This window comes from Halalkalibacter suaedae, assembly GCF_017939705.1.
Lineage (GTDB): Bacteria > Bacillota > Bacilli > Bacillales > Bacillaceae_D > Halalkalibacter > Halalkalibacter suaedae.
Window position 1 is genome coordinate 434,016 of the sequence record NZ_JAGKSQ010000001.1, and the last position, 26,780, is coordinate 460,795.

30 protein-coding genes and 1 riboswitch are annotated in these 26,780 nt (G+C 39.3%); of the genes, 6 read left to right on the forward strand and 24 right to left on the reverse strand.

The window, feature by feature from the left end; genetic code table 11:
• Positions 1 to 40 precede the first annotated feature (40 nt).
• Positions 41 to 979 carry a lipoyl synthase gene (gene lipA, locus J7W16_RS02110; protein WP_346726897.1) on the reverse strand — a complete coding sequence of 313 codons (939 nt, stop codon included), beginning with the start codon at positions 977 to 979 and terminating at the stop codon, positions 41 to 43.
• Between the two features lie 138 nt (positions 980 to 1,117).
• Here lipA and J7W16_RS02115 point away from each other — a divergent pair, with 138 nt between their 5' ends.
• Positions 1,118 to 2,116, forward strand: coding sequence for a M23 family metallopeptidase (locus J7W16_RS02115; protein WP_210595269.1), 999 nt, complete (start codon positions 1,118 to 1,120; stop codon positions 2,114 to 2,116).
• A gap of 151 nt (positions 2,117 to 2,267) precedes the next feature.
• Here J7W16_RS02115 and yunB read toward each other — a convergent pair whose 3' ends face one another.
• From yunB to J7W16_RS02215, 20 genes are all read right to left on the reverse strand, one after another.
• Entirely contained in the window at positions 2,268 to 3,017 is a 750-nt protein-coding gene (gene yunB / locus J7W16_RS02120; protein ID WP_210595276.1) for a sporulation protein YunB, read from the reverse strand.
• Between the two features lie 67 nt (positions 3,018 to 3,084).
• Positions 3,085 to 3,570 (reverse strand): dihydrofolate reductase, encoded by a 486-nt coding sequence (locus J7W16_RS02125; RefSeq protein WP_210595277.1) that lies wholly within the window; start codon positions 3,568 to 3,570, stop codon positions 3,085 to 3,087.
• Positions 3,567 to 4,361, reverse strand: a complete 795-nt coding sequence (locus J7W16_RS02130) for a thymidylate synthase (protein ID WP_210595279.1) — start codon at positions 4,359 to 4,361, stop codon at positions 3,567 to 3,569. The genes J7W16_RS02125 and J7W16_RS02130 overlap by 4 nt, the downstream gene beginning before the upstream one ends.
• Before the next feature lie 13 nt (positions 4,362 to 4,374).
• Positions 4,375 to 5,475: an HD-GYP domain-containing protein gene (locus tag J7W16_RS02135; protein WP_210595281.1), complete on the reverse strand. Its 1,101-nt coding sequence runs from the start codon at positions 5,473 to 5,475 to the stop codon at positions 4,375 to 4,377.
• A 181-nt stretch (positions 5,476 to 5,656) separates the two neighbouring features.
• Positions 5,657 to 5,956: a YunC family protein gene (locus tag J7W16_RS02140; protein WP_210595283.1), complete on the reverse strand. Its 300-nt coding sequence runs from the start codon at positions 5,954 to 5,956 to the stop codon at positions 5,657 to 5,659.
• A gap of 69 nt (positions 5,957 to 6,025) precedes the next feature.
• The gene (locus J7W16_RS02145) at positions 6,026 to 7,390 is read right to left on the reverse strand and encodes a bifunctional metallophosphatase/5'-nucleotidase (protein ID WP_210595285.1); all 1,365 of its coding nucleotides are present in this window, start codon (positions 7,388 to 7,390) and stop codon (positions 6,026 to 6,028) included.
• Positions 7,391 to 7,428: 38 nt separating this feature from the next.
• Positions 7,429 to 8,265: a DUF72 domain-containing protein gene (locus tag J7W16_RS02150; RefSeq protein ID WP_210595287.1), complete on the reverse strand. Its 837-nt coding sequence runs from the start codon at positions 8,263 to 8,265 to the stop codon at positions 7,429 to 7,431.
• Positions 8,266 to 8,367: 102 nt separating this feature from the next.
• Positions 8,368 to 9,765, reverse strand: a complete 1,398-nt coding sequence (sufB, locus tag J7W16_RS02155; protein ID WP_210595289.1) for a Fe-S cluster assembly protein SufB — start codon at positions 9,763 to 9,765, stop codon at positions 8,368 to 8,370.
• Between the two features lie 25 nt (positions 9,766 to 9,790).
• A complete protein-coding gene (gene sufU, locus J7W16_RS02160) occupies positions 9,791 to 10,237 on the reverse strand; it encodes a Fe-S cluster assembly sulfur transfer protein SufU (protein ID WP_210595290.1) in 447 nt (148 codons plus the stop codon).
• The gene (locus J7W16_RS02165) at positions 10,227 to 11,447 is read right to left on the reverse strand and encodes a cysteine desulfurase (protein WP_210595292.1); all 1,221 of its coding nucleotides are present in this window, start codon (positions 11,445 to 11,447) and stop codon (positions 10,227 to 10,229) included. Before J7W16_RS02165 ends, sufU begins: the two co-directional genes overlap by 11 nt.
• Complete coding sequence (gene sufD / locus J7W16_RS02170) at positions 11,447 to 12,754, reverse strand: Fe-S cluster assembly protein SufD (protein ID WP_210595294.1); 1,308 nt, start codon at positions 12,752 to 12,754, stop codon at positions 11,447 to 11,449. Before sufD ends, J7W16_RS02165 begins: the two co-directional genes overlap by 1 nt.
• Before the next feature lie 44 nt (positions 12,755 to 12,798).
• Entirely contained in the window at positions 12,799 to 13,584 is a 786-nt protein-coding gene (gene sufC, locus J7W16_RS02175) for a Fe-S cluster assembly ATPase SufC (protein ID WP_210595297.1), read from the reverse strand.
• A 279-nt stretch (positions 13,585 to 13,863) separates the two neighbouring features.
• Positions 13,864 to 14,247 carry a carboxymuconolactone decarboxylase family protein gene (locus J7W16_RS02180; RefSeq protein ID WP_210595299.1) on the reverse strand — a complete coding sequence of 128 codons (384 nt, stop codon included), beginning with the start codon at positions 14,245 to 14,247 and terminating at the stop codon, positions 13,864 to 13,866.
• Between the two features lie 639 nt (positions 14,248 to 14,886).
• Positions 14,887 to 15,738: a MetQ/NlpA family ABC transporter substrate-binding protein gene (locus J7W16_RS02185; protein ID WP_210595301.1), complete on the reverse strand. Its 852-nt coding sequence runs from the start codon at positions 15,736 to 15,738 to the stop codon at positions 14,887 to 14,889.
• A gap of 17 nt (positions 15,739 to 15,755) precedes the next feature.
• Positions 15,756 to 16,424: a methionine ABC transporter permease gene (locus J7W16_RS02190; protein WP_210595302.1), complete on the reverse strand. Its 669-nt coding sequence runs from the start codon at positions 16,422 to 16,424 to the stop codon at positions 15,756 to 15,758.
• Complete coding sequence (locus J7W16_RS02195; RefSeq protein WP_210595910.1) at positions 16,417 to 17,442, reverse strand: methionine ABC transporter ATP-binding protein; 1,026 nt, start codon at positions 17,440 to 17,442, stop codon at positions 16,417 to 16,419. Before J7W16_RS02195 ends, J7W16_RS02190 begins: the two co-directional genes overlap by 8 nt.
• Before the next feature lie 147 nt (positions 17,443 to 17,589).
• Positions 17,590 to 17,707, reverse strand: a riboswitch (SAM riboswitch).
• Positions 17,708 to 17,778: 71 nt separating this feature from the next.
• Positions 17,779 to 19,047 (reverse strand): MFS transporter, encoded by a 1,269-nt coding sequence (locus J7W16_RS02200; RefSeq protein ID WP_210595310.1) that lies wholly within the window; start codon positions 19,045 to 19,047, stop codon positions 17,779 to 17,781.
• Between the two features lie 110 nt (positions 19,048 to 19,157).
• Positions 19,158 to 19,394, reverse strand: coding sequence for a YusG family protein (locus tag J7W16_RS02205; protein ID WP_210595312.1), 237 nt, complete (start codon positions 19,392 to 19,394; stop codon positions 19,158 to 19,160).
• A 330-nt stretch (positions 19,395 to 19,724) separates the two neighbouring features.
• The gene (gene gcvH, locus J7W16_RS02210) at positions 19,725 to 20,111 is read right to left on the reverse strand and encodes a glycine cleavage system protein GcvH (RefSeq protein WP_210595314.1); all 387 of its coding nucleotides are present in this window, start codon (positions 20,109 to 20,111) and stop codon (positions 19,725 to 19,727) included.
• A gap of 70 nt (positions 20,112 to 20,181) precedes the next feature.
• Positions 20,182 to 20,538: an arsenate reductase family protein gene (locus tag J7W16_RS02215; RefSeq protein ID WP_210595316.1), complete on the reverse strand. Its 357-nt coding sequence runs from the start codon at positions 20,536 to 20,538 to the stop codon at positions 20,182 to 20,184.
• 204 nt (positions 20,539 to 20,742) lie between these two features.
• Between J7W16_RS02215 and J7W16_RS02220 the strand changes: the two genes are divergently transcribed.
• The gene (locus J7W16_RS02220; protein ID WP_210595322.1) at positions 20,743 to 21,024 is read left to right on the forward strand and encodes a hypothetical protein; all 282 of its coding nucleotides are present in this window, start codon (positions 20,743 to 20,745) and stop codon (positions 21,022 to 21,024) included.
• Positions 21,025 to 21,046: 22 nt separating this feature from the next.
• Positions 21,047 to 21,367, forward strand: a complete 321-nt coding sequence (locus J7W16_RS02225; RefSeq protein ID WP_210595324.1) for a spore coat protein — start codon at positions 21,047 to 21,049, stop codon at positions 21,365 to 21,367.
• A 61-nt stretch (positions 21,368 to 21,428) separates the two neighbouring features.
• Here J7W16_RS02225 and J7W16_RS02230 read toward each other — a convergent pair whose 3' ends face one another.
• Positions 21,429 to 22,955, reverse strand: coding sequence for a methyl-accepting chemotaxis protein (locus J7W16_RS02230; RefSeq protein WP_210595326.1), 1,527 nt, complete (start codon positions 22,953 to 22,955; stop codon positions 21,429 to 21,431).
• Positions 22,956 to 23,609: 654 nt separating this feature from the next.
• Positions 23,610 to 24,035 (reverse strand): organic hydroperoxide resistance protein, encoded by a 426-nt coding sequence (locus J7W16_RS02235; protein WP_210595328.1) that lies wholly within the window; start codon positions 24,033 to 24,035, stop codon positions 23,610 to 23,612.
• Positions 24,036 to 24,213: 178 nt separating this feature from the next.
• Here J7W16_RS02235 and J7W16_RS02240 point away from each other — a divergent pair, with 178 nt between their 5' ends.
• Positions 24,214 to 24,615 carry a secondary thiamine-phosphate synthase enzyme YjbQ gene (locus J7W16_RS02240; RefSeq protein ID WP_210595337.1) on the forward strand — a complete coding sequence of 134 codons (402 nt, stop codon included), beginning with the start codon at positions 24,214 to 24,216 and terminating at the stop codon, positions 24,613 to 24,615.
• A gap of 461 nt (positions 24,616 to 25,076) precedes the next feature.
• Here J7W16_RS02240 and J7W16_RS02245 read toward each other — a convergent pair whose 3' ends face one another.
• Positions 25,077 to 25,442 carry a transcriptional activator HxlR gene (locus J7W16_RS02245; RefSeq protein WP_210595339.1) on the reverse strand — a complete coding sequence of 122 codons (366 nt, stop codon included), beginning with the start codon at positions 25,440 to 25,442 and terminating at the stop codon, positions 25,077 to 25,079.
• A 139-nt stretch (positions 25,443 to 25,581) separates the two neighbouring features.
• Between J7W16_RS02245 and hxlA the strand changes: the two genes are divergently transcribed.
• Both hxlA and hxlB read left to right on the forward strand, forming a co-directional pair.
• A complete protein-coding gene (gene hxlA / locus J7W16_RS02250) occupies positions 25,582 to 26,214 on the forward strand; it encodes a 3-hexulose-6-phosphate synthase (RefSeq protein ID WP_210595346.1) in 633 nt (210 codons plus the stop codon).
• A 4-nt stretch (positions 26,215 to 26,218) separates the two neighbouring features.
• Positions 26,219 to 26,776 (forward strand): 6-phospho-3-hexuloisomerase, encoded by a 558-nt coding sequence (gene hxlB / locus J7W16_RS02255; protein ID WP_210595356.1) that lies wholly within the window; start codon positions 26,219 to 26,221, stop codon positions 26,774 to 26,776.
• Positions 26,777 to 26,780: the final 4 nt, after the last annotated feature.

Genomic DNA, 26,780 nt, shown 5'->3' on the forward strand with positions numbered 1-26,780 from the left:
CAAAGCCCGCGATGAGTTACCTCATTGCGGGCTTTGATTGTTATTGAACTTTTGCTGCTTCGGCACGAACCTGTGCTTCATTAACCTGCTCGTCAGCATGGTAGGATGAGCGAACCAAAGGACCTGCTTCACAATGGTTAAATCCTTTGCTCAGAGCGATTTCTTTAAATTCAGCAAATTCATCTGGATGATAGTATTTTTGAACCTTCAAATGTTTCTTCGATGGTTGCAAATACTGTCCGATCGTCATGATATCTACACCAACTGCACGAAGATCATCCATCGTTTCGATAATTTCTTCCTTTGTTTCTCCAAGTCCAATCATTAAGCTGGATTTGGTCGGAATATCTGGATGTAGCTCCTTTGCCCGCTTCAAAAACTCAAGAGTACGATCATATGTAGCACGAGCTCGAACTCTAGGAGTCAGACGGCGAACGGTCTCAATATTATGATTCATAATATTCGGTCTAGCTTCCATTAATGTTTTTAGGTTATCAAAGCTACCTAACATATCGGATGGCAAGACCTCAATTGTACAGAACGGATTACGTCTACGTACGGCACGAACCGTTTCAGCATAAACGGCAGATCCACCATCCTTCAGATCATCACGAGCCACTGCGGTAATAACAACATGCTTTAAGCCCATTTGCTCAACCGACTCTGCTACTCGTTCTGGCTCTTGAAGATCAAGCTCATTTGGTAAGCCTGTCTTAACTGCACAAAAACGACAAGCACGTGTACATATATCTCCTAAAATCATAAAGGTTGCCGTTTTTCTTACTGCCCAGCATTCGTGAATATTAGGACAACGTGCTTCTTCACATACAGTGTTAAGCTTTTGTTCACGCATCATTTTCTTTAAGCCTGTATATGATTCATTTGTATTTAATTTAATTTTAAGCCAGTCAGGCTTTCGAAGATGTTCTTCCTTCTTTGCCATATCTTTCACTCCATCCAAACGTGCATTTTGTCTCATCCTCTTTACTTTACCATGTTTTGACGAAAATGACCAAGTAATGAGGGTTAATTTCCAATGATTCACACTGATGATTTTCCTTTTTTACACCACACTATATTTTAGAGAGAAGAGCATCGAAAATGAAAGGAGCTTCATATGTTATTCCTAAGGTTAACCCTATTATTTGCAATCATTGTAGCTGTTTTGACGCCAATGACCACTCTTGCGGCAGAACAGGAAGAGCTAACAACTGAGCAAAAATATGAAAAGCGCCTAGAGCTTTATCAAAAAATGGAATCAGTTACTACAATCCCTTGGGCCTATTTCGCTGCAGTGGATACGTATGAACGCGGCTTAAGACGTTCACAAAAGGACCTCCCAAAAGAAGAAGGCCTAGTTGCGATCTACTATTCAGAAGACGAATGGGCTGGACAACTCAATCCAGATAAAAAAGACACGAACCCCATCTCCATTGAATTTTTTGGAGGCGTTGGTCTTGATGGTGATGGTGATGGATTAGCAGACCGAACAAATGATGAAGATATTTTGTACACATTTGCACATTATCTTGAATCGTTTGGATTTACTGAAGAAGATTTCAGAATTGCGTTATGGGAGAAGTATCAACGAGTTCAATCAGTAAATATTACGTACGGCCATGCAAAAGTCTATCAGAAGTTTAACACATTAGATTTAGATGACCATGCATTTCCAATGCCACTTCGCCATAACTTCAGCTACAACAATACATGGGGAGACCGTCGTGGTTGGGGTGGCCGAAGAATTCATGAAGGTACAGATATTTTCGCCAACTACAATGTACCGATACAAGCAACCGCCTATGGTGTTGTTGAGATAAAAGGATGGAATAGTTATGGAGGTTGGAGGATTGGGATTCGTGACCTCGATAATATTTATCATTACTACGCTCACTTAAGTGGATTTGAAAAGGGAATTGAAGAAGGCTCAATTGTCTCTCCTGGAGACGTTATTGGCTATTGCGGAAGCTCGGGATATGGAAAGCCAGGTACACAAGGAAAATTCCCACCGCATCTTCATTATGGGATGTACCGGGATAACGGTTATACAGAATGGTCCTTTGACCCATATCCATCATTGAAGAATTGGGAACGAGAAGCACGTAAGAAAAAATAAGTAGAAACAGGCTGGGACAAAAGTGATTTAACTAATAGAAAATCCGAACACTGAGTTGGCGGATGTAAACCGCTCCTGAAATATACTACGCTAGGTAATCACTTTGTTCGGTATTTCAGTTAGACACTTTTGTTATGTCCCAGCCTGTTTTTTATTCTCCACTACCACTATTTGTCGGTGTATCCGATGGAATAATCATGCCACCTTCTGAAAAGACATCAGGTACATCACCTTGAATATTAATGATCCCGATTGGAATTTCTGTCTCTACCGAATCTTCATTCGTTGCAAATGGAATAACAATTCTTACATCAACTACAATTTTAAAATTAATTAGCATCGTTGTATTATTTATCCCAGTTTCAATAATTTCATAAGAAAGATTCGTTTGAGCATCACCAATGACAGAGAAACGAACTGGAATCTGGGGACCAAGTTGGGCTAACAAGACATTGTTCGTTGCCTGACCAAGTGGAATTTTATAGACGATTCCACCTTCATTTGTTTCAACAACCTCATCATCTTCCATGTAGGGTGTTCCGTGTTCAATATCGTCTAAGCGATTCTGTACCAAATTACCTGCATCAGATACAACCTGATTATAAATTTGTGTATTAAATTGTGTCGTTAACGTATCTCCAACTCTTTCTTGGATAAAGAGCTTCGATTGATCCAGTTGATCAACAATGCTCGTATCAACGACCTCATTAATCGCTTTTGCTGCAATGACTTTTGTTTCTGTTGTTGCGATATCTATTAAGGTTGGTCTAATCCCCTTATCAATAATCCAAAAACCTTGGACAGTTAAAGCCACAAATACAATAAATGATAGCAATAATACATAGCGATAAGGCAACGGCCCTTTGCGAGGACGTGCTTGTATTCTTCTAGGTGCTCTCATGCCAATATCCCCCTTTGTGCCATTGTATGCACTAAAGGAGGACAGTTTGACCAAAAATTAAATAAGCCTAGCTTTTCCGATCATACATCCTAAATTCGTGGGGATATTTGTTTTTTTCATCCACCGTACCAGCATCAACAGATGTAAGCATCCATTCACTTTGTTCTATGTTAGGAAAATACGTATCGGCCTCAAAGACCGCATCAATATATGTTACATAAAGACGATCAACCTCTTCCCAAAACAAGGAGAAGATTTCTGTTCCACCGATGACAAATATTTCTTTATTCTCTTCGGCTAACTCAAGAACTTCAGCCTTTGTCGTGACGACTTCACAACCCTCTGCCACGTAGCTATCATCTCTTGTGACAATGATGTTTCTTCGGTTTGGCAATGGTCGACCTATCGATTCAAAGGTTTTTCGACCCATCACAATCGTATGGCCTGTTGTCACTCTCTTAAAAAAAGCTAGATCGGCTGGCAAATGCCAAGGTAATTGATTCTCTTTTCCAATTGCTCTATTTTGGTCCATTGCCACAACAAATGAAATCATACAGATACCACTCCTTTAATATGTGGATGTGGATCGTAGCCTACTAGTTCAAAATCATCAATTGTAAAATCAAATATCGATTTCACATCCGGATTTAGCTTCATTGTTGGCAATTTACGCTCATCTCTTGTCAGTTGCAACTTAACCTGGTCAAGATGATTCAGATATATATGTGCATCTCCTAATGTATGTACAAATTCTCCAGGCTCTAAGTCTGTTACTTGAGCAATCATCATTGTTAACAAAGCATAGGAAGCAATATTGAATGGTACTCCTAAAAAGATATCTGCACTACGCTGGTATAACTGACACGAAAGCTTCCCGTCATTCACGTAAAATTGGAATAGACAATGACAAGGAGCGAGAGCCATATCATCGATTTCTGCAACATTCCATGCATTTACAATTAAACGACGAGAGTCTGGATTATTTTTTATTTGGTCGATGATCTCACTGATTTGATCAACGGTCTTGCCATTCGCTCCTTCCCATGAGCGCCATTGCTTACCATATACAGGACCTAGATCACCATGTTCATCAGCCCACTCATTCCAAATACGGACAGAATTATCTTGTAGATACTTAATATTCGTATCGCCTTTTAAAAACCAAAGCAATTCATGAATAATTGAACGAAGATGAAGCTTCTTTGTTGTGATGACTGGAAAGCCCTCTTTAAGATCAAACCGCATTTGATAGCCAAATGTACTAATTGTCCCAGTTCCTGTACGGTCGGTTTTCTCATTGCCATTAGCTAGTACAGCCTTACATAAGTCTAAATACTGTTTCATCTTACATTTCCCCTTACAACTCTGATTTTGCCAGCATTGTCTCGATCTCGACAATTGTGATATTTAAATGATCCATTAGATCAATATCATATGGATCGACATCAACACCGTTTTCCTTTATCACTCGTATAACTGGATGCGTCGATAACTCCTTATTTTGTTTGACAACAATCCCAACACGATCGTCACTTAGAGTTACTGTTAAACCAACCGGATACATAGCAATTGTTCGTCTAAACGCCTCTACTAATGACTTATCAAATTGATTTTCAACACCACTGTACAATAATTCTAATGCTTCGTGTGGCAACATTGGTTTTCTATATACACGTGACGATGTCACCGCATCAAACACATCAGCGATCGCAATGATTTTTGCATACTCGTGAATCGAATCTCCTGTTAACCCTTGTGGATAACCTGATCCGTCGAGACGTTCATGATGTTGGAATGCACAATGTGCAGCTAACAAAGGAATATTAGGTAATTTCCTTAACACATCGAATCCTGCCTGAGCATGTGCTTGGACCTCTTTAAACTCGTCTGTCGATAATCGACCAGGCTTTTGCAAAACATCTAGCGGAACAACCATTTTACCTACATCATGTAAAATTGCCCCTAATCCAATCTCCATCATTTGCTTTTCATTATAGTTTAATTCAATCGCAATTCCCAAGGTATAAACCGTAACATTTAATGAGTGCGTAAAAACATAGTCATCATAAACAATAACATCTGATAAGACAGATAAAACATGCTTGTTCAATTTCAAATCATCTAAAATAGCATGAACGACTTGACTAAACCCTTTACTAAGATGTTCTCCGCTGAACGTTTTATTTAATCTCATATCATCAGCAATCGAAGTGAACTCAGATTTTATAGTCTGAATTGCCTTTTGCTTCGTTTCTTCTTTAATCATATCTGAGTGCTCTATATCTTTCGTCCGTTCATCTTGAATATATACAATTGGAATCCCTAGTTCATTTAATCGTCCTAGAACTCTTTTCGTTAAAGTAGCCCCTCGATGCAGAAGAATTTGACCATTATCGTTATATATCGCCTTACCGAGCTTTTCGCCCTCACTAATGGACTTAATCGACACTAACCTCATTATAAACTCCCTTTTCGACAAAAAAATATGCTATCTCCAATTTTACAACATTCTCCCCCAACCGTCTTCTATTTAAACGAAAAATAAACACCAAAAGGTGAAATAATTACCTAATGAGACTTAAAGACGATTATTTCATGAAAAGACCCAAAGGTACATTTCCTACCTTTGGGTCTTTGTTTTACATTTTTAATAAAGCGTCCTTACCTTTCATTCCTGTTGTAATTCCTAGTTGTTCTGCTTCTAGAGTTACTGATTCAAGAGGTGCCTCTAGTAATTGGTCAATTGTCCTAACACCAACAGCGCGCCCTGCAATAATTTTACGTTCTTTTAATTTTTCGTTTAGCAGAGCGACATCAAGTGCTCCACACATAATATAGCCATTATCATTCATGACAGCCATGAAATTTGTTTTAGGAAGCTTTAATGTAACTGCAATAAATGTTTTGTCTTCAATTTGAATTGGACTCATATCTAACATACAACCACGTCCTCTCACTCATATTTATATAGTACGTTATGAATGATCAATCGAAGTTGTGATAGAGGCTTATGTCCAAATTTCATTTAGCTTCCATGCCAAAACATCACGTAGCATTTCTGGCATGAAATAAACTTTCTCTTCAGCTGCTGTAATGTCTGGAAATAAGAAACCAAATGTATACATATCTAAAGTCGCAAGCGTGTAAATCCGCTCCTCTTCTAATGGGGCACCCATAATAGAGACAGCTATCACTTCATTGTTTTCATTTAATTGATAGTCGATTCCCGTAAAGATTGTTTTCCCTAGCACCTTCCCCCGAAATCCAAAACCCTTCAACTCTAACTCAGTTATTTCCTTTGATTGTGCTCGTTGTAGAGTCCGGAGAAGCTCATCACCTTTAAGTCGTACTGTACAGGGGTTAATAGGATGAGGACAAACAGTAAGTATATCTTCCTTCGTTAATCTCCCTTGAGGAATCGACCTCAACAGCACTCCTGCATTAATCATTCCGATTTCTTCATTACACCAGCTTGTGACTGCATCACATAAGAGTTGAACGATTTCCGTTGTGTGTTGCCAATTAACTTCAAGCTCTTTTGGTAGAGTTGCTATTGTTTCAGATAACAGAAGCTTCGATCGCTCATATAAATTAATTAAAAGCTGATCAGTCTGTTGATCGGTTTTCCCAAAGTGATTAAGTAATATTGATTTCTTGTCTACGATCTGTCGCCGATCCAGGTCAAAATCAATCGTTATTCTTCCTAAGAAAGCCCCGTGCTTCCCAGCTTGAGCAATAAGCGTTTCGTTGATGATTAGACCATCGATCAGAACATGGTGAGTGTGTGCTCCAATAATTACGTCTATCCCTTCAAATGCTTCAGCTAGTTTTTGATCTTTATGTAAACCTAAATGCGACATAAGGATAACGATATCTGCTTTGTGTCTCAGAGTAGGGAGATATCGTTCAAGTGTTTCAACAGGATCCTTTATTAACCATCCTAATTGCTCATAAAAACGATAAAAAGGGGCTGTTAAACCAATAACCGCTATTTTCGCTCCATTCGGCATCTGATGGATTACATAGTCCTTACACCATCTTGGTCGCTCGTTATTTGGTTCACGTAAATTAGCAACTAACACCGGAAAGGAAGCATGGTCATAAAGGGAGGAAAGGTCCTCCTTTGCAAACGTAATCCCTTCATTATTTCCAATCGTTACATAATCAACATCAGCTGCATTCAAAAGCTCTACATTCCCTTTACCAGATGTCGCCTCCGTTATTGGATGGCTCCTGTCAGCATGATCTCCTAAATCAAGGTAAAGTGTCGATGCATCACGTTGACTTTTAACATAGGCAACAATCTCTGACCAATGCTCGAAACCACTGTGTATATCATTGGTATGAAAAATGGTAATCCGCTCAGTTGTCATAAAACCCTCCTTTTAACCTTATGTCATGAGCAGAATAATCAAGAAAACAAATCTAGTTGTCTAGGAGCAAGCCCCCCATATTCAATCCCAAGTAAATCTATGAGCTGGGCAGCATTATCAGCAGCATCCCCACCAGAATTATTATTAAAGATAAGATAAATATCATCTGATTTCAATAATGACAGGTTCTCCATCCATTGCTCTAACTCCTCTTTATTATAGCGATACAAATAACGCACATCTCTCCAAGAGCCGTTGCCGGGGTCATTCCAGCCATGTACATTACGACCATGAAACCGTATTAACGTTTTCTCTTGCGATGTAACCTCAAGAATCGTCGGAATCGATCCTGGTCCTGCTTGAGGCTCATCACAAATGCTATGAATCCAACCTTCATTACGCATGAATGCTAACGTTTTCGGCTTGAATTCCGGACGAAACCAGGATTGATGTCTAAATTCTAACGCAACAGGGATATCTTTGAATTGCTCCCTTAAATAGCGAACCCATTGGACATGCTCTTTCTTGCAATCAAACCAAGGCGGAAACTGACAAAGAACCATTGCTAATTTATTTGCATGAATCAGCGGCTCGAGCGATCCAATAAAAGCCGTGAACATTTCTTCTTTTGTCTGAAATGGTGCAAACCCTCTCTGGTGCCCAGTCATTCCTTGATAAGCCTTAACAATAAATTGAAAGTCTTTCGGAGTCTCTTTTGACCACTTCTCCATATTCCTCAATGGTTGAATAGCATAAAAGGATGAATCTAGTTCCACAATAGGAAAATGGCCTGCATATGCCTCCAGCTTTGAACGCGTGCCTACAGGATAAAGAGAATCATGATCTCCCCAACCAGCTAAGCCTATGTAAATCATCGTCTATCTCCCCTATGTAAAAAAAGTGATCCACAATCCACTCTCTCCACCATTGCTGATGTCGAAAACGAATGTGAATCACCCTCTTTGATCATAAATATATTAACCGATAGAGCCTTCCATTTCAAAGCTGATCAGACGGTTCATCTCAACAGCATATTCCATCGGAAGTTCTTTCGTAAATGGTTCAATAAAGCCCATAACGATCATTTCTACCGCTTCTTGCTCAGGAATACCACGGCTCATAAGATAGAACAATTGCTCTTCTGATACTTTTGAAACCGTCGCTTCGTGCTCAAGTGTAATATTGTTATTAAGAATTTCATTGTAAGGAATAGTATCAGATGTCGACTGATTATCCATGATTAGAGTATCGCACTCAATCTTCGCTTTTGAGCCTTCTGATTTACGACCGAAGTGACAAATACCACGGTACGTTACTTTACCACCATGCTTTGAAATCGACTTAGAAATAATCGTCGATGAACAGTTAGGTGCTAAATGGTGAACTTTCGCCCCAGCATCTTGGTGCTGCCCTTTACCTGCAATAGCGATAGAAAGGATGGTACCCTTTGCTCCTTCACCACGCATAATAACAGCAGGATATTTCATAGTCAGCTTAGAACCGATATTACCATCAACCCACTCCATTGTCGCACCAGCATCAGCAACCGCACGCTTAGTTACTAGGTTATAGATGTTTGGAGCCCAGTTTTGAATCGTTGTATAGCGGCAATACGCATCTTTTTTAACGATGATTTCAACAACAGCACTATGAAGTGAGTTCGTTGAATACACAGGAGCTGTACATCCTTCAACATAGTGAACAGAGCTATCTTCATCAGCAATAATTAATGTACGCTCGAATTGTCCCATGTTTTCAGAGTTAATACGGAAATAAGCTTGTAATGGTGTATCAGTTTTCACACCTTTTGGTACATAAATAAATGATCCACCAGACCATACAGCAGAATTTAATGCTGCGAATTTATTATCAGAAGGTGGGATAATTGTACCGAAATGCTCTCTAAAGATCTCTTCGTGTTCTTTTAGGGCATTATCCGTATCTGTAAACAGAATCCCTTGTTCAGTCAATTCTTCCTTCATACTGTGATAAACAACTTCAGATTCATACTGTGCTGAAACCCCTGCTAAATACTTTTGTTCTGCTTCAGGAATACCAAGCTTATCAAACGTATTTTTAATTTCTTCAGGAACCTCATCCCAAGACTTCTCTGATTTTTCTGATGGCTTTACATAGTAAGTAATGTCATCAAAGTTTAATTCAGCTAAGTCACCACCCCATTGTGGCATTGGCATTTTATAAAACATTTCTAACGATTTTAAACGGAAGTCCAACATCCATTGTGGTTCGCTTTTCATACGCGAAATTTCTTCAACGATTTCTTTCGTTAATCCGCGTTTTGAACGGAAAATTGAAACATCACGGTCAGAGAAACCATATTTATATTCTCCGATATCAGGCATTTTCTTAGCCATTTGAAACCCTCCTTAGGTTTTGAAACTATTTTGTATCCTCGTCTTGATCCTTAATGCCCTTCTCCATTGCTTTCCAGGCAAGGGTAGCACATTTAATCCGTGCCGGGAATTTGGTCACACCTTGGAGTGCCTCAATATCCCCTAAATCAAAACGATCTTCGTCATAGTCTTTTCCTAGCATAATTGCTGAAAAAACTTCTGACATCGCAACCGCCTCTTCTGTTGTTAAGCCTTTTACAGCTTGAGTCATCATCGAGGCAGAAGCTAGACTGATTGAACAACCTTCCCCATTAAACTTGGCGTCAGATACTTTTCCATCTTCAATTTGCATTTGAAGTTGAATACGATCTCCACAGGTTGGGTTATTCATATTTACCGTTACAACATCACCATCAAATTCTCCTCGATTACGAGGATTTTTGTAGTGATCCATAATTACTTGTCTATATAAAGTATCAAGATTAGAAGACATCGCCAAAGTACTCCTTTGTTTTCACTAATCCTGCTACAAGTGCATCAACATCTTCCTTCGTATTATAGAGATAGAAGCTTGCGCGTGCTGTTGCTGATACATCAAGCCATTTCATTAAAGGTTGAGCACAGTGATGTCCGGCTCTTACCGCAATGCCTTCAGTATCTAGAACTGTTGCAACATCATGTGGATGCACGTCGTTAATGTTAAATGTAACAAGACCTGTTCGATGTTTTGGACCATAGATTGTCAAACCATCAATTTCCGACATTCTTTCTGCTGCATATTGTGCGATTTCATGATCATGCTTTTCAATTTCTTCTAAACCAATCTCCTGTAGAAAGTCTATGGCGGCGCCTAAGCCAATAGCACCAGCAATAATTGGTGTTCCGCCCTCAAACTTCCAAGGAAGCTCTTTCCAGGTTGAATCCTGTAAGCCAACGAAATCAATCATCTCGCCACCAAATTCAATTGGTTCCATCTTTTCTAGAAGCTCCTTCTTACCATATAGTGAACCAATACCAGTTGGTCCACACATTTTATGTCCAGAAAAAGCGAAAAAATCACAATCAAGATCTTGAACATCCACTTTCATATGCGGGGCACTTTGAGCACCATCCACTACCATTATAGCACCATTTCGATGTGCAATTTCAGCAATTTCTTTAACTGGGTTAATTACACCAAGAACATTTGAAACGTGCATAACCGATACTATTTTTGTCTTATCTGTAATTGTTTCTTCTACATCCTTTAAAGCAATGGTTCCATCGGTTTGTAACGGAAGATATTTTAACGTAGCCCCCGTTACTTTAGCCACTTGTTGCCAAGGGATAATGTTACTGTGATGCTCCATCGGTGTAATGACAATTTCGTCACCAGCAGTAACGTTATTTCTAGCGTAACTAGATGCAACGAGATTCAGTGCAGTCGTCGTTCCACGTGTGAAGATAACTTCCTCTGTAGACTTTGCATTAATGAAGGCACGAACCTTCTCACGTGCACCTTCATATCCATCTGTCGCCAATGTTCCTAATGTATGAACACCACGGTGTACATTAGAATTATATCTGCGATAGTAGTCTGCAACTGCTTCAATGACTTGTGTAGGCTTTTGAGATGTTGCTGCACTGTCTAGATAGACAAGTGGATTTCCGTGTACTTGTTGATTTAAGATCGGAAATAGCTGCTTTATCTCTTTTGCATTCATTATTTAACTTTCCCTTCAATTGCCTCACGTAAGCGTGCCTTTACAGATTCAATTGGTAATTGCTCTACAACTGGAGCTAAGAATCCATGAATAACAAGACGTTCTGCTTCTTTGCGAGAAATACCACGACTCATTAAGTAATACATTTGAAGTGGATCAACTTGACCAACAGATGCAGCATGTCCTGCTGTTACATCATCTTCATCAATTAATAGAATCGGGTTCGCATCTCCACGTGCTTTTTCGCTAAGCATTAGAATACGTTCTGTTTGAACACCATTCGATTTAGTTGCACCATGTTCGATCTTCGTAATCCCGTTAAAAATCGCAGTTGCAGCTTCACGCATAACACCATGCTTAAGGATGTGACCTTCAGAATGTTTTCCATGATGAAAAATTTGAGTTGTGAAGTTTTGCTTTTGCTTACCACGACCAATTGAGACTGTTTTTGTATCTGCCCATGAACCATCTCCAACTAAATGAGTTGTGTTCTCAGAAATTGTATTACCATCGTTCATTTGGCCAAGAGCCCAATCAATTCGAGCGTCCTTCTCGACATGAGCACGTCTAACAACATATGTTGTTGCATTGCTTGACAGCGTATCAACCGCTCCGAAGGCCACCTTTGCACCTTGTTTTGCATATACCTCAGCAATGATATTCACAACAATCTCACTGTCTGTTTGAGTTGTATAGTTTTCTACATACGTAACAGAGCTATTTTCTTCTGCAACAACGACAACATGGTTGTTATAGCTTGCTTCAGCTGTTTCAAATGAGAAAATAGTTTGTAATGGAATTTCAACTTGAACATTTTTAGGAACATAGATGAACACTCCACCGTTAACTAAAGAGGCATGTTGAGCAAAAAGAAGATTTTCTTCTGGCTTAACTGCTTCACCAAACAAATATGGCTTCAGCTTATCTCCATGATCAGTTGCAGCAGTAGCCAAGTCAGTGAAAATAACTCCTTTTTCAGCTAACTCTGCTGTTACATTTCTATATACAGCCGTTGTATCTTGCTGAACAATTAAATTTTGTTCTTTTGTTTCTTGATCGATTAACGCTTGAACACCCTCTGGTAGTTGATCAACAGACTCAACAACATCTTTAACACCAAGATCAAAAGTAGATTTTGTGAAGTTCCAGTTTGTAATTTTTGTTTTTTCAGGCTTAGGAAGTTCAGCCGTTGCTGTTAATTCCAATCCTTTTAATCGAAGGTCACGTAACCATTCAGGCTCTTTTCGAGCGTTAGAAAATGCTTCGACCTTGTCTTTTCCGATCAATATCTTCGTCTCAACAGACATACATTTACCCACCCTTTGCTTTAAATTCTGCTTATTCTAGTATATTAAGCTTCTTGATTTACAGTCTCGTCTTCAATGCCAAGCTCTGCTTTAATCCAGTCATATCCTTCTGCTTCTAACTTCGTAGCTAGTTCAGCACCACCGGATTTAACAATTCGGCCTTGCATCATAACGTGTACCTTATCAGGTGTAATGTAGTTAAGTAGACGTTGATAGTGAGTAATGATTAAGCAACCAAATTCAGAACTACGCATTGCATTCACACCTTGAGAAACGACTTTAAGTGCGTCAATATCTAAACCTGAGTCAATTTCATCAAGAATCGCAATTTTAGGCTCAAGCATAAGAAGCTGCAGAATTTCATTACGCTTCTTTTCCCCACCAGAGAAACCTTCATTTAAATAACGTTGAGAGAATGATTCGTCCATTTCAAGTAGAGCCATTTTCTCATCTAACTTACGAATGAATTTCATAAGTGAGATCTCGTCACCTTCTTCACGCTTTGCATTGATTGCAGAACGTAAGAAATCTGCGTTTGTAATCCCACTGATTTCACTTGGATATTGCATAGCTAGGAAAAGACCTGCTTGGGCACGCTCGTCCACTTCCATTTCAAGTACATCTTCTCCCATTAATAGAACCGAACCACTTGTAATTTCATACTTAGGATGTCCCATGATAGCTGAAGCAAGTGTAGATTTCCCTGTTCCGTTTGGTCCCATAATTGCATGAATTTCTCCGCCGTTTATTTCAAGGCTGAAATCTTTTAAAATCTCTTTCCCTTCAATTTCAACATGTAGATTCTCGATCTTCAAAAATGGTACTGACATAATCCATGACCTCCAATGTATTTCGCTTTTTATTAGGTAAAAAACGTTTTTTCATAATTTATTGATTCTCAATTTATTATCATTATAATCTTATAACAAATCTAGTATAAGTTCAAGGTGAGTGAACTACAATTACACTATGCCCTAAGCCAAATTAATTCATTCTCAATTACCCGAACAAAAAATAGAGTAGCACCAGCATAGGTACTACTCCTTCTTATCATATCATATATATAAGATTCTAGCGAAATCACATGATTTCTCATTTTATACGATCATTTATTGAAGCTGATTATCTTGGCTTTGACTCAGCTCGGAAATTGCCTCTTGAACTAATGTAACAGCCTGACTCATCGCAGCACCGCCACCAAATGCCGCAGTCACTCCAACGATTTCAAGAATCTCATCCTCAGAACATCCTTCATCCAAACATCCCTTTGTATGATAGATGATACAATATTCATCTTGAGAGAAAATACTGATTCCTAAAGCAACCATCTGCTTTTCTTTTTTCGTCAGCTTTCCTTCTTCAAAACATGCCTCAGTAAACGCGTTATACTTTTTCGCTATTGAAGGCATCTTTTTTGTAAATGTACCAATTCCTTCTTTGTATTCTTGTAAAGCCATTTCAATTGGGCTTGATTGCTGTTGCTGCTGATCCATTTAAAGACCTCCTCATGTTCAATTATTAACAACGCTAGTATTTGTAACTAAAAATCAATTTATTCACGCAGAAAAAGCCCATCTCTCCAAATGGAGAAATAGGCTGGGACAAAAGTGATTTAACTAATAGCAAATCCGAATAAAAATAGTTGGCTGACATAAACCGCTCCTGAAATATACTACGCTTTCCGCGGGAAGCCGGTGAGCCGCATCACGCTTCGCCTGTGGGGTCTCACCTTTGGCTTTTTTTCCCGCAGGAGTCTACGTATATTTCATCCGCTACTTGATTGCTTTGTTCGTTATTTCAGTTAGACACTTTAGTTATGTCCCAGCCTCATTTCTACGCTATTTCGTCTGTTTTCTGTTGGCGACACTTGGAGAATGTGTATCGTATTTGAGGAGAAGCAAATTTCCTTTTTCCACTATACAAAGCGGACGGGATGGGTAGGCCGACTCCTGCAGGAAATAAGGGCAAAATGGAAATCCACCGGCGAGCCGGTTAGTTCCATGCCCTCCTGCGGAAAGCGTGCCCCCCATCCCGGTAGCGAAGGGCGAAGAACACCCCGTAACTCCTAATGAAAAAACCTGTCGACTTTCTCGCTTTTACGAGACTTTATCGACAGGCTTCTGATCGTTTGTTTAGTTATTTACTGGAATTACTGCACCGTTATACGTTTCATCAATAAATTGTTTAATTTCATCAGATTGTAACACTTCAAGTAATTTAGTTAACTCTGGACGCTCAGCATCTTCCGAACGAACAACGATTAAGTTAGGCTGAAGAACATCTTCGCCTTCAAATGCAATGCCGTATTTCTCAATATCTACTCCACCTTCAAGTGCGTAGTTTAGATTAATAACAACAGCATCTCCTTCACCATTCTCAAAAGATGGAGCTAACATTTTAGCTTCTACTAACGTTTCACCGAATTGAAGGTTCTTAGGATTTGAAACAATATTTTCAATTGTCGCAAGCTCTCCTTCTGCCACATCTAATTCAATCAAGCCAGCACGTTCAAAAATAGGAAGAATACGACCATGGTCACTAATAGAATCACTCATAATAATATTCGCACCTTCAGGAAGCTCTTCTAGACTTGAATATTCTTTTGAATAGACACCGATTGGCTCGTAGTGTACTTCACCAATACTAACAAAGTCAAAATCATCATTTTCGTCTAATTGCATAGCTAAGTATCCAGGTGTTTGGAAGTAATTCGCATCAATGTCTCCATCGCGTAAAGTTGTGTTTGGTAGAATATAATCTTGGAATGTGACAATTTCAAGATCAATTCCTTCTTCAGCAAGAATCGGTTGTGCCGCTTCAAGAATTTCTGTATGCGGTACTGCTGAGGCTCCAACTGTAATCGTCGTTGTTTCCTCTTCCTCTACTGATCCTGTTCCTGACTCTGTTTCTTCCTCTGCTGTTCCACACGCTACTAATGATAATGCTAATGCTGCAGTACCTAATACTGTTACAAATTTCTTCATTTTCATTTCCCCCACTCTTATCTTTTATCTGTTTTATGTGAAAAGTAATCACCCAACCATTGCACAATAAATACAATGATTAGAATAACTACTGTTGCCACCAATGTAATTAAACTATTGTTTCTTTGCCACCCTTCTAGATAGGCAAAGTGCCCTAATCCCCCCGCACCGATAGCCCCAGCCATTGCTGTGTAGCTAATTAAGGCAATCGATGTAACGGTAATTCCAGAAATAAGAGCTGGTAAGGATTCAGGGATTAATACTTTACGAATAATATCCCAATCGTTCGCTCCCATGGCCTGTGATGCTTCAATCACACCTTTATCAATTTCTCTTAGAGCAATCTCAACCATTCTAGCGTAGAAAGGAGCCGTACCAATAATTAATGCTGGCAAAGCGGCATCTGCACCTAGCATTGTTCCTACTAACACTTTTGTGAACGGAATAAGTAAAATAATTAAGATAATGAAAGGAATTGACCTAAATACATTCACAATCGTACTGAAGATGAAATTAACTACTCTATTCTCCCATAGGCTTCCTTCACTAGTTAAATAGAGAACCAAGCCAAGAATAATACCAATAATGAATGTAGCAACAACCGAGATTGAAGTCATATAGATCGTCTCAACAGTTGCTTCCCAGAGCTTATCTACTTTTACTTCTGACAGAAATTGCTCAATCATGGGCAATCACCTCCACTTCAACTCTCTTACTCTTAATGAAGGATATCGCCTTATCGATCTCATCATTTTCTCCATTTAGTGCAATGAATAATGTTCCATACGAACCTTCATGGATTTTGGTGATTTTACCTTGAACGATATTCACTTCTATCTCAAAGGTTCGTATTAATTGAGTAATTAATGGGCGCTCAGCCTCTTCACCGACAAAGGTCAGTTGAAGAATGCGTCCATTAGGATGTTCAGCAAGCATTTGCGAGAATGCTTCTGTTGTTTCCTCTGGTTCTGTAATTTGCTTAACAAACTCTTTTGTCATTTGTTGTTTAGGATTTCTAAACACCTCTAACACGGGACCTTGTTCAACAATTCTTCCTGCTTCCATCACGGCAACCTGATGACAGATTTTACGAATGACATGCATTTCATGTGTGATTAAAATAATTGTCAGCCCTAGCTTCTCATTAATGTCTACAAGCAAATCAAGGATCGAATCCGTTGTTTTCGGATCAAGAGCTGAGGTCGCTTCATCACATAGAAGAACTTTCGGATTATTCGCTAATGCTCTCGCAATACCAACTCGTTGCTTTTGACCACCACTTAATTGAGATGGATAGCTATCTCCTCTTCCTTCTAAACCAACCAGCTTAATTAATTCCTCAACCCTTTGCTTTCTTTCTGCATTTGCCACACCAGCAATTTCCAAGGGGAAAGAGATATTTTCACGAACTGTACGTGACCAAAGAAGATTAAAATGCTGAAAGATCATTCCAATTTCTTGACGAGCTTTCCGCAATGATTTGCTTTTGAGTGAAGATAACACTTGATTATCAACAATCACGCTACCTTCTGTTGGACGTTCAAGCAAATTAAGCATTCGTATTAATGTACTCTTACCTGCACCACTATATCCAATCACACCGAAGATCTCGCCCTCTTCGATTTTTAAATCAACACGGTCAACAGCCGTAACAAGACCATCCTTCGTTTTAAATACCTTTCGGATGTCTTTTAGAGATATCATTGCCATCACCCACTTTCCCAATAAAAGAACTCAGCTTTAGTTCGGTATCAATCTAACAGGCTTGCATAGACCATGTCAACAGGTACCGAATGATTAGAAAAAACCTCTCTATCCAATGATGAACAGAAAGGTTTCAAAAATGCCTCTCTCTCATCTCTCAAAGCAATGCTGCTTTGCAGGATTTAGCACCTTGTTAAATGATTTATAATCATTTACCGGTTGCCGGGCATCGTCGGGCCAGTCCCTCCGCCTCTCTGGATAAGAATTACATTATACTGTTAGGTTTTTTTACATGAGAGAATAATAGCATACTAGAAAAAAAGATGTCAAACAAAATTAAGCGGCACTTTTTTCCTTTTGCTTATCGATCTTTCTAAATACAAGTAAAAAATAAGTTGAGCCGAGTAAATACAGGACAGCAGTAATCGTAAACACATACGCATAACCATAATAAGCACCATAGACCATAACAATCGACGTAGAAACAGGACCCATTAATGCCCAGCCTAGCTGAAAGACTGACTGACCAACGGAATTCGCTAATCCTTTCATAGAATCATCGACCGTTCTCATAATTAACGCCATTTGGATCGGGTTACCTGCATTCATTAAAGCTTGTCGGAATAAGAAGCCAAGAACTGCTAACCAAAGCGTTTCAGTATAAGCTGTAATGAGTAAAAATGGTAATGATGCCATTTGTAGCATGACGACTGCCTTCACTTCGCCAAAGCGTTTGACGACAGATGGACCGATCATAAAAGCAACTGCTGTCATCGCTTGCCCAAGTGAAAGAATGATGCCAACAAGTGAGTTACTAATTTCGAAACGATCACTGAAGTATAAATTCAAATATGGAATAACAAGCCCTGAACCAAACCCAATTAAAAGGTTAGCCACAGCGAACAAACCAATCCATTTTAGGCTGGAGCGATAGTCTGTGAATACTTTTCTAAAGGAAAGCTTTTCCGTTCGTTTGACCTTTTTTTTCCTTTTCTCTTCTTTAATAAAAAACATTGGAACTAATGCGATAAAGAACATGAATGCTCCAATAAGCAATGTAAATCTAACACTTTCAAGCATCGACATATTAAAGAATGCGTGTAATGTATCAGATAATGTTCCTCCAAGGGCATTCCCTAAAACATTGGCAACCATTATGATCGCAAAGTTGAAGCTAAACAAATGAACACGTTCCCGTTCAGTAGAATTCTCCGCTAAAAGAGGAATTGAGGAAACTTGAATACAGGCCATAAACAAACCAGTCATAAACGCCGTTGTCAAAAGACTGCTTTCATCTATTAGTATCGCACGTAATAATAAGCTTGCTGCAGTAAAAATAGCCCCAATAATAATGATTCGTTTACGTCCAACTTTATCACTCATTAGACCCGCAGGCAGCAGTGCAATTGCACTTGCTGTCGCTTGCATCGCAATTACTCGCCCATTCACTTGATCATCGAAACCAAGTTCACGTATATAATAATTATAAATAACCATGAAAATCCCCATACCAATATTGGATAGGACGGACGACAATAAAAACAATCTGACATTTTGATTGTAGCTTTTCAGTTGTTTACCCCAATCCCCAACAAACCGACCCATATGTCACACCTAGCCTTCACTTTTATTTCGCCACTCTAAATAATAGGCGAAATTACATGAAAAGAAAAGTCCTTTATCAATTATTTTTGACAAAGGACTTTCCTTTTTTTTTAACACCAGCCTTCTTCACAGCTGTCTACATATGATTTAACTTGATTAGGGTCTTCTTGTTGAAAACGAAAGATTTTGTCTTGATCAAATTCAAACCCTTCAGCCATTTCATGCTGAAGACCTTGATTTGTTTCAATTACTTTACCAACCTTAGCATCTCCCATATAAAGGGATAACGCTCCATCCTCATATCTACCCTTTACCTGACTCGTTACATCGACACGTACGAAATCCATCGCTTTAACCTCCTTACAGAAGTTAATTTTAGTATGCCACTGCCTTGACGAAACAAACATGAGAAAATTAGTCAAAAAAAGAGGCCAGAACAAAAGTGTCTAAACTAACTTTAAAACCGAACAACGGTAGTCGGCGGTTGTAAACCGCTCCTGAAATATACTTCGCTTTCCGCGGGAAGCCGGTGAGCCTCCTCGTGCCTCGGCACTGCGGGGTCTCACCTTTGGCTTTATCATCCCGCAGGAGTCTACGTATATTTCATCCGCTACGTGATTGCTTTGTTCGGTATTTCAGTTAGCCACTTTAGTTACGACCTAGCCTCTCTTACAAAGTTAATCTTGTTTAATCATTTCGCCGTATTTTTCAGCGTCCATTAATTGATTCAATTGATCCTTATCTGTTGGTTCGATGACAACCATCCAAGCTTTTTCATATGGAGATTCATTAACAAACTCTGGCGAATCGTCTAACGTTTCATTTACTTCAACAACTTTACCGCTAATTGGGGCATATAGCTCAGAAACCGTCTTAACTGATTCAACACTTCCGAAAGGCTCGTTCGCTTCAATCTCATCTCCAACCTCAGGAAGCTCAACAAAAACGATGTCTCCCAACTCCGATTGTGCAAAGTATGTAATTCCAATACGAACCTTATCTCCCTCAACCTTTACCCACTCATGTTCTTCTGAATACTTTAAATCCGTTGGTAACTGACTCATTCGAAAATCCCTCCATTTTATCTACTTACTCAGACTCATTATACCTACTATAAGGACAAAACAAAACGTATTATTTCCAATTTTGCTCAAATTGGTCTTCTTTAAAACCAAGCGTTACGTTCTTACCGTCTGTTGTAAGAGGGCGCTTGATCAGCATGCCATCTGATGCTAACAAGGCAAGGGCTTCATCTTCAGAAATAGAAGGCAAACGATCCTTTAATCCAAGTTCTCTATATTTTTGGCCACTCGTATTAAAAAATTTCTTTAGCTCGAGCCCACTCGTGTCGAGAAATGCCTTCAGCTGTTCCTTTGTCGGTGGATTTTCGACAATATGTATATCATTTACCTCGATCCCTTTCTCATCAAACCATTTTTTCGCTTTCCGACATGTTCCACATTTAGGATACTGATAAAAAGTAATAGCCATGATTCATTTCTCCTTCCGTTTTCTTCTCATATTATCTCTTAATAAGTGCCTAATCACAAATGATTAGGCACTTCCCATATATAGGTACTTTCTCCTTGTTATGTTGAGAATAGGAACCGTTTTCTCCCCCCACACTAGAACTGTATCCGAATGAAGGGATACGTTGCACATTACCTATGTGTAGCATCCAAAGGAGGGTATACTATGCAACAGCAGACAAACATTAGCCAGAATCAGCAAAGCCAACAAACAATCATGTCTCAGCCGCCATCACTTATTACTACGAAAGACCAGCTTTATCTGTCAGATATGCTTTCTTGGAATCTTCTTGCAATGAAAAAAGCACATTTCTTTGCACAACAATGTCAGGACCAAGAAATAAAACAAACCCTTGAGAATGCCGGTATGATGCACCAACGTCATTATCAAACGATTTTGAGTCATCTAAACACAACAAACCCACAGCCATCGATTCCGGTCCAATAAATTTTTCTTAGGGGGATTAAAAATGAGCAAAAAAATTCAGAATCCAGAAATGCCAGTGCCAAAAACACCACAAATGTCTGAACGTGATTTCTTAAATGACCAATTAACGACGGAAAAGTATATGACAAATAGTTATAGTGTTGGGCTAAATGAACTTAGTAACAACCAACTTTATCTCGACATTTCGAGTATCTTTAATGAAACTCAGAACTGTCAACGAGAAGTATACAATGTCATGTTCCGTAAAGGCTTTTACTCTTTAGAGGCTGCTGATCAACAGAAGCTCAGCCAAACGTATCAACAATTCTCAGGTTATACCTCACAATTCCCATATCAGCAATAAAAAAAGAAGGGTGCACCAAGGGTTTTTCACCTTTGGTACACCCTATTTTAGTTGGTTCTCCCTAGTCCTGCTCCTTCATTCTAGAAGTTAGCTGATTGAGCTCTTCTCCGAGATCAGCAAGTGAGCTTGAAATACTCTGTAGTACTTCTACAGAAGCCAGCTGTTGCTGTGAAGCACTAGCAATATCTTCACTACTCGCTTGAGATTTCTTTGTGATTTTTGTCATATCACTAACGGAGCTGCCAACTGATTGAGAATGGCTGACCACTTCCTGAGCGGTTGCAAGCATTTCTGAAAGTTGTGTTTCAACCCCTTTTGTCGCAGAAACAATTTGATCAAACATTGTTTTAGCAGAAGCAATCGCCTCACGACCTGAAAAGACCTCTTTTTCATTAGAAGAGACAAGCTCTACTGCCTTAGACGTTTCTTTTTGGATATCTTGGATAATTGCGTTAATTTCTTTCGTTGATGTTTCCGTCTGAGCAGACAATTTCCGGACCTCATCTGCCACAACAGCAAAACCTCTCCCGTGTTCACCAGCTCTTGCTGCTTCAATCGACGCATTCAAGGCAAGCAAATTCGTCTGATTTGAAATCTCAGTAATCGCTGTTACAATTTGACCAATTTTAATCGAGCGATCTTCGAGTTGATCAATGACATTGGCCATTTCCTTAAAGGCCTGAAAGATGGAAGTCATTTGAACTGTCGCCTTTCCAATTACATCTTGGCCATCAATCGCCCCTGAAACGGTATCAATCGATGATTGACTTACTGATTTCGTTCGATGAACAATCTCATTAATACCTTCACTCATCGTAAATATTAATTTCTCACTTTGCTCTGCATGTTTCAACTGAACCTCAGCACCTGAAGCTAATTCAGTAATAGCACCTGCAATATCTTGACTAGCTTTAGTTGACTCTTGAGAGCCTTCTTTTAGTTGACGGACAGATTCAAGAACTAGTTCAGCCGTTCTCGTTAACTGCTCGACAACCTCATTTGCTTTTTGTCGCTGCTCTTCTTTCTGTTGCTCAAGCTGGATTGTACTACGATTTTTAAAATGGATTAGCAGTACACCTGCACCACTCATCAAAATTAAATACACAGCATGAATCATTAGCAAGGAAAAATAATAATCATCGGTTCCACATAAGAGACGCGGAAAGAAAAAGTAGCCTCCAAAATGCTGAACAGCAAAAATGATTGCACTAATCAAGACAAGTTTGATCGAGTTAAAAAACGTGATAAAGGCAATAACCATAAAGATTGAAAAATGATATTCAACTAGACCGTCGCCACCCGCAATCGTGGAGATGCTAGCAAATGTTAATGTTAATGTTAAAAATAATGGTAATCGCTTACTAGATTTGTCTCGGTAATAGAGAACAGCACTAATCGCTAAGAATAACAAAGGTAGGATAAAAAAAAGATTTTGGAGCATTTGTAATGGTGCTGTGATCTCTGTAATTCCTCTTAAAAGAAGATAGGTATCTAAAAAGCCAAAAACTCGGTGAAGCAAGTGTACTAATATAGAAATACCAACGACGATGATCGAAATTAAGAAAATGATTTGATTTCTCTGAGACATAACGAACTCCCCTTTACATTGATTCATTAGTACACCATTTCTATCTGCAAATGTTTTACTGATGTTATTAAAATTTTAATCTATAATTCGACAATATTCTACACATTTTTTGTCGAATTATATTTTTTTATTTCATAGAGCTGTATACAATTTACTTATGCCCTTATTACTAACTAATGGAAAAGACCACCGAAAAACGGTGGTCTGAGACTGTAGACAAAAACCTAGAACCAACTATATATGAGATTAGTTACAATCTCTTGAATGGTTGGATGCACACTGTGATTGCCAAAATCATATCGGTAATTTTCTACTTTCATTAGATAATAGGGGACTACACCTGTTAGAAGGAATGTGTTGAAAAGGAAGGACGATCCCATTCATTATACCTCTAACGCAGCGGACGGGATGGTGGGCCGACTCCTGTAGGAAATAAGGGCAAAATGGAAATCCACCGGCGAAGCCGGTTAGTTCCATGCCCTCCTACGGAAAGCGTGCCCCCATCCCGGTAGCGGAGTCGAAGCGTCTTATTATAGCCTATAGCCCTTCTTACTAATAAAAAAAGCTTACTAATTCCTCTCAAAAGATCTTTGTCAACAAGCTAAGACCACCGAACAAACGGTGGTCTACAAAACTATCGGTATTTTTTATTCCCTATTCAACAACTTCAACCGTCACTTCAATATTTCCTCTAGTCGCTTTTGAATATGGGCAAAATTCATGAGCCTTATGGGCCAACTCTTCTAGCTGAGATTTCTCAACACCAGAGGCCTTCACCTCAAGGGTAACAGCCAATTTAAAACCATCGTCTGTCTCATCCTTAAGTAAGCTGACATTGGCAGTAACCTCAGACTCTAACTCAACACCAGCATTTTTCGCCATAAGGTTAAGGGCACCATCAAAGCAAGCCGAGTAACCTGCGGCAAACAGTTGCTCTGGGTTCGTTGCATCCGGAATTTGCTTTGCTCTTGGTGTTCCTGGCATGGCAACATCTAAGTTGATTGTCCCGTCTGATGATTGAACCTTTCCTTCTCTTCCTCCGACTGCACTAACTGATGCTGTAAATAATGGTTTTGTCATATCATTCATCTCCTTTTATTTGTTATAGGTTTATGTAAATCTCTTTCGATGTTATCCTATTCGCTACGTTTTACATCATTCCCTTATTACACAAACTAAAACATAAACGGACCAAAATCCTTGAAAGAACGCTCTACCTTTGTTAATAGTAGTATGATGGAGAAAAGGAGGAAATAAAATGGAACAAAGACTAGAAATTAAAACAAACGCCCGCGACCAAATGATTGAAATCACATCAGATATTAACAAGTGGATTCAATCGATTGGCATGAACAGCGGTATCGTCATTGTCTCATCACTTCATACAACAGCAGGGATTACAATCAACGAAAACGCTGATCCAGATGTAAAAACAGACATGCTTCGACGCTTAGATGAAGTGTACCCTTGGGAGCATCCAAAAGATTTACATATGGAAGGAAACACAGCCTCACATTTGAAAACAAGTACCGTCGGCCATGCTCAGACACTAATTGTCTCGAATGGCAAACTCATTCTTGGTACATGGCAAGGTGTCTATTTCTGCGAGTTTGACGGACCACGAAATCGCTCGTGTGTTCTAAAGGCAATCTTTGATTAATCTTTACAATAAACAGAGGCTTGGACATAACTAAAGTGATTGACTGAATTTTCCAAACAAAACCTCTTTTAGTGGTCTCATGCAAATGTGAGGCCACTGATAATCGTAATTTTTGATTAGTTGCAGGTGAAAAATAGGAGTACAGGAAAAGATAATCCATAGCATGGGTCATCTTTCCCTGTACTCCTTTTGATTTTTTCTCTTTTATGTTTTTCATAGCCAAAATTATACAGTATTCTCTTGATGTTCACTGTGAAGAGCAGAAAAATTCTATCCTTCCTTTCATCTAAGCGGACGGGATGGGAGGGCCGACTCCTGCAGGATTAAAGGGCAGGTTGAAATCCACCGGCCTAGCCGGTTAGTTCAGCGCCCACCTGCGGAAAGCGCGCCCCCCATCCCGGTAGCGGAATCGAAGCGACTTTTATGGCTACTCTCTTTCTATCTCTAGTCAAGAGTGTTATTTATGTACCCTCAAGAATCTGGACTGATTTCTCGATCCCCTGTGTCTTAATATAATCCTTGCCCCAATTGTACATCGAATCAAGAATCGGCATCAATGTCTGTCCTTGCTCTGTTAGGGAATATTCCACCTTAGGGGGAACTACCGGATACACTTCCCTGTGAACGATAGCATCTTCTTCCAATTCCCTCAATTGATTAACAAGCATTCGCTGAGTTATACCCGGAATGAGTGTTTTAAGTTCCCCAAAACGTTTTGTTCCTTCTTTCCCCAAATGCCATAAGATGATCATTTTCCACTTCCCACCAATGACTGTGAGTGTTAGTTCCTTTTCGCAATTAAAAATCCGTTCTTCCATACGTGACATAGCTAACCCCTCCTAGCCCTTATTATAACTGACAGTATACTTTTAGGCACTATGTAAAGTTTAAGTGCGTACTATTCATCGAGTAAATTTAACTATACACTTCTTAATGAAACATAATAAAAACGTAGGAGTGATTTTAATGGAATTACAATTAGCATTAGATCTAGTGGATATCCCTGGTGCAATCGAAGTCATTAAAGAGGTTGAGGAGCATATTGATATCGTTGAAATCGGTACTCCTGTTGTTATTAATGAAGGGTTACGTGCAGTAAAAGAAGTTAAGTCAGCTTTCCCTAATTTAACTGTCTTAGCTGATTTAAAAATTATGGATGCGGCAGGGTACGAAGTAATGAAGGCATCAGAGGCCGGTGCAGACATCATTACCATTCTCGGTGCTGCTGAGGACGAATCAATTAAAGGTGCAATTGAAGAGGCAAAGAAACAAAACAAAAAAATCCTTGTTGATATGATCGCTGTAAAGGATTTAGTTAAGCGGGCAGAAGAGCTCGATAAGCTTGGAGCAGATTATATTTGTGTACATACAGGCTACGACCTTCAAGCTGTTGGACAAAATTCATTTGCTGATTTAGCAGCAATTAAGAGTGTCGTAAAAAATGCAAAGACAGCTATCGCTGGTGGAATTAAATTAGATACAATCGCAGAAGCCATTCAAGCGAAGCCAGATTTAATTATTGTAGGTGGCGGAATTGCTGGTCAAGATGACAAGAAAGCCGCTGCAGCGAAAATGAAAGAATTAATGGCACAAGGCTAAACCAATGGAGCCAACTCAATATCTAGCTAAAATTCTTGAAGAATTACAAGTCGCTGTGACCACTATTTCAGACCAGAATGCCCACAAGCTAGTTGAACGAATTGCAGCAGCTAACAAGGTATTTGTTAGTGGTGCCGGAAGATCTGGCTTAATGGGTAAGGCATTTGCGATGCGGATGATGCATATGGGAGTCGACGCATATGTTGTCGGAGAGACTGTTACCGCCAACCTAGAAAAAGGTGATTTATTAATTATCGGTTCTGGTTCTGGTGAAACAAAGAGCTTAATCCCGATTGTTGAAAAAGCAAAGAGCTTAGGTGGAGATGTTGCTGTCGTTACACTGTCATCAGAGTCAACGCTCGCCAAGCTAGCTGATCTTACAATCATCTTGCCTGGTTCTCCAAAGGATCATTCTGGAAACAGCAGTATAACCATTCAACCAATGGGTTCTTTATTCGAACAAACATTGCTGCTTTTTTATGATTCGCTTATTTTAAGCTATATGGAAAATAAGCAGCTTGATTCACAAACAATGTACGGAAAGCATGCGAATTTAGAATAATAAA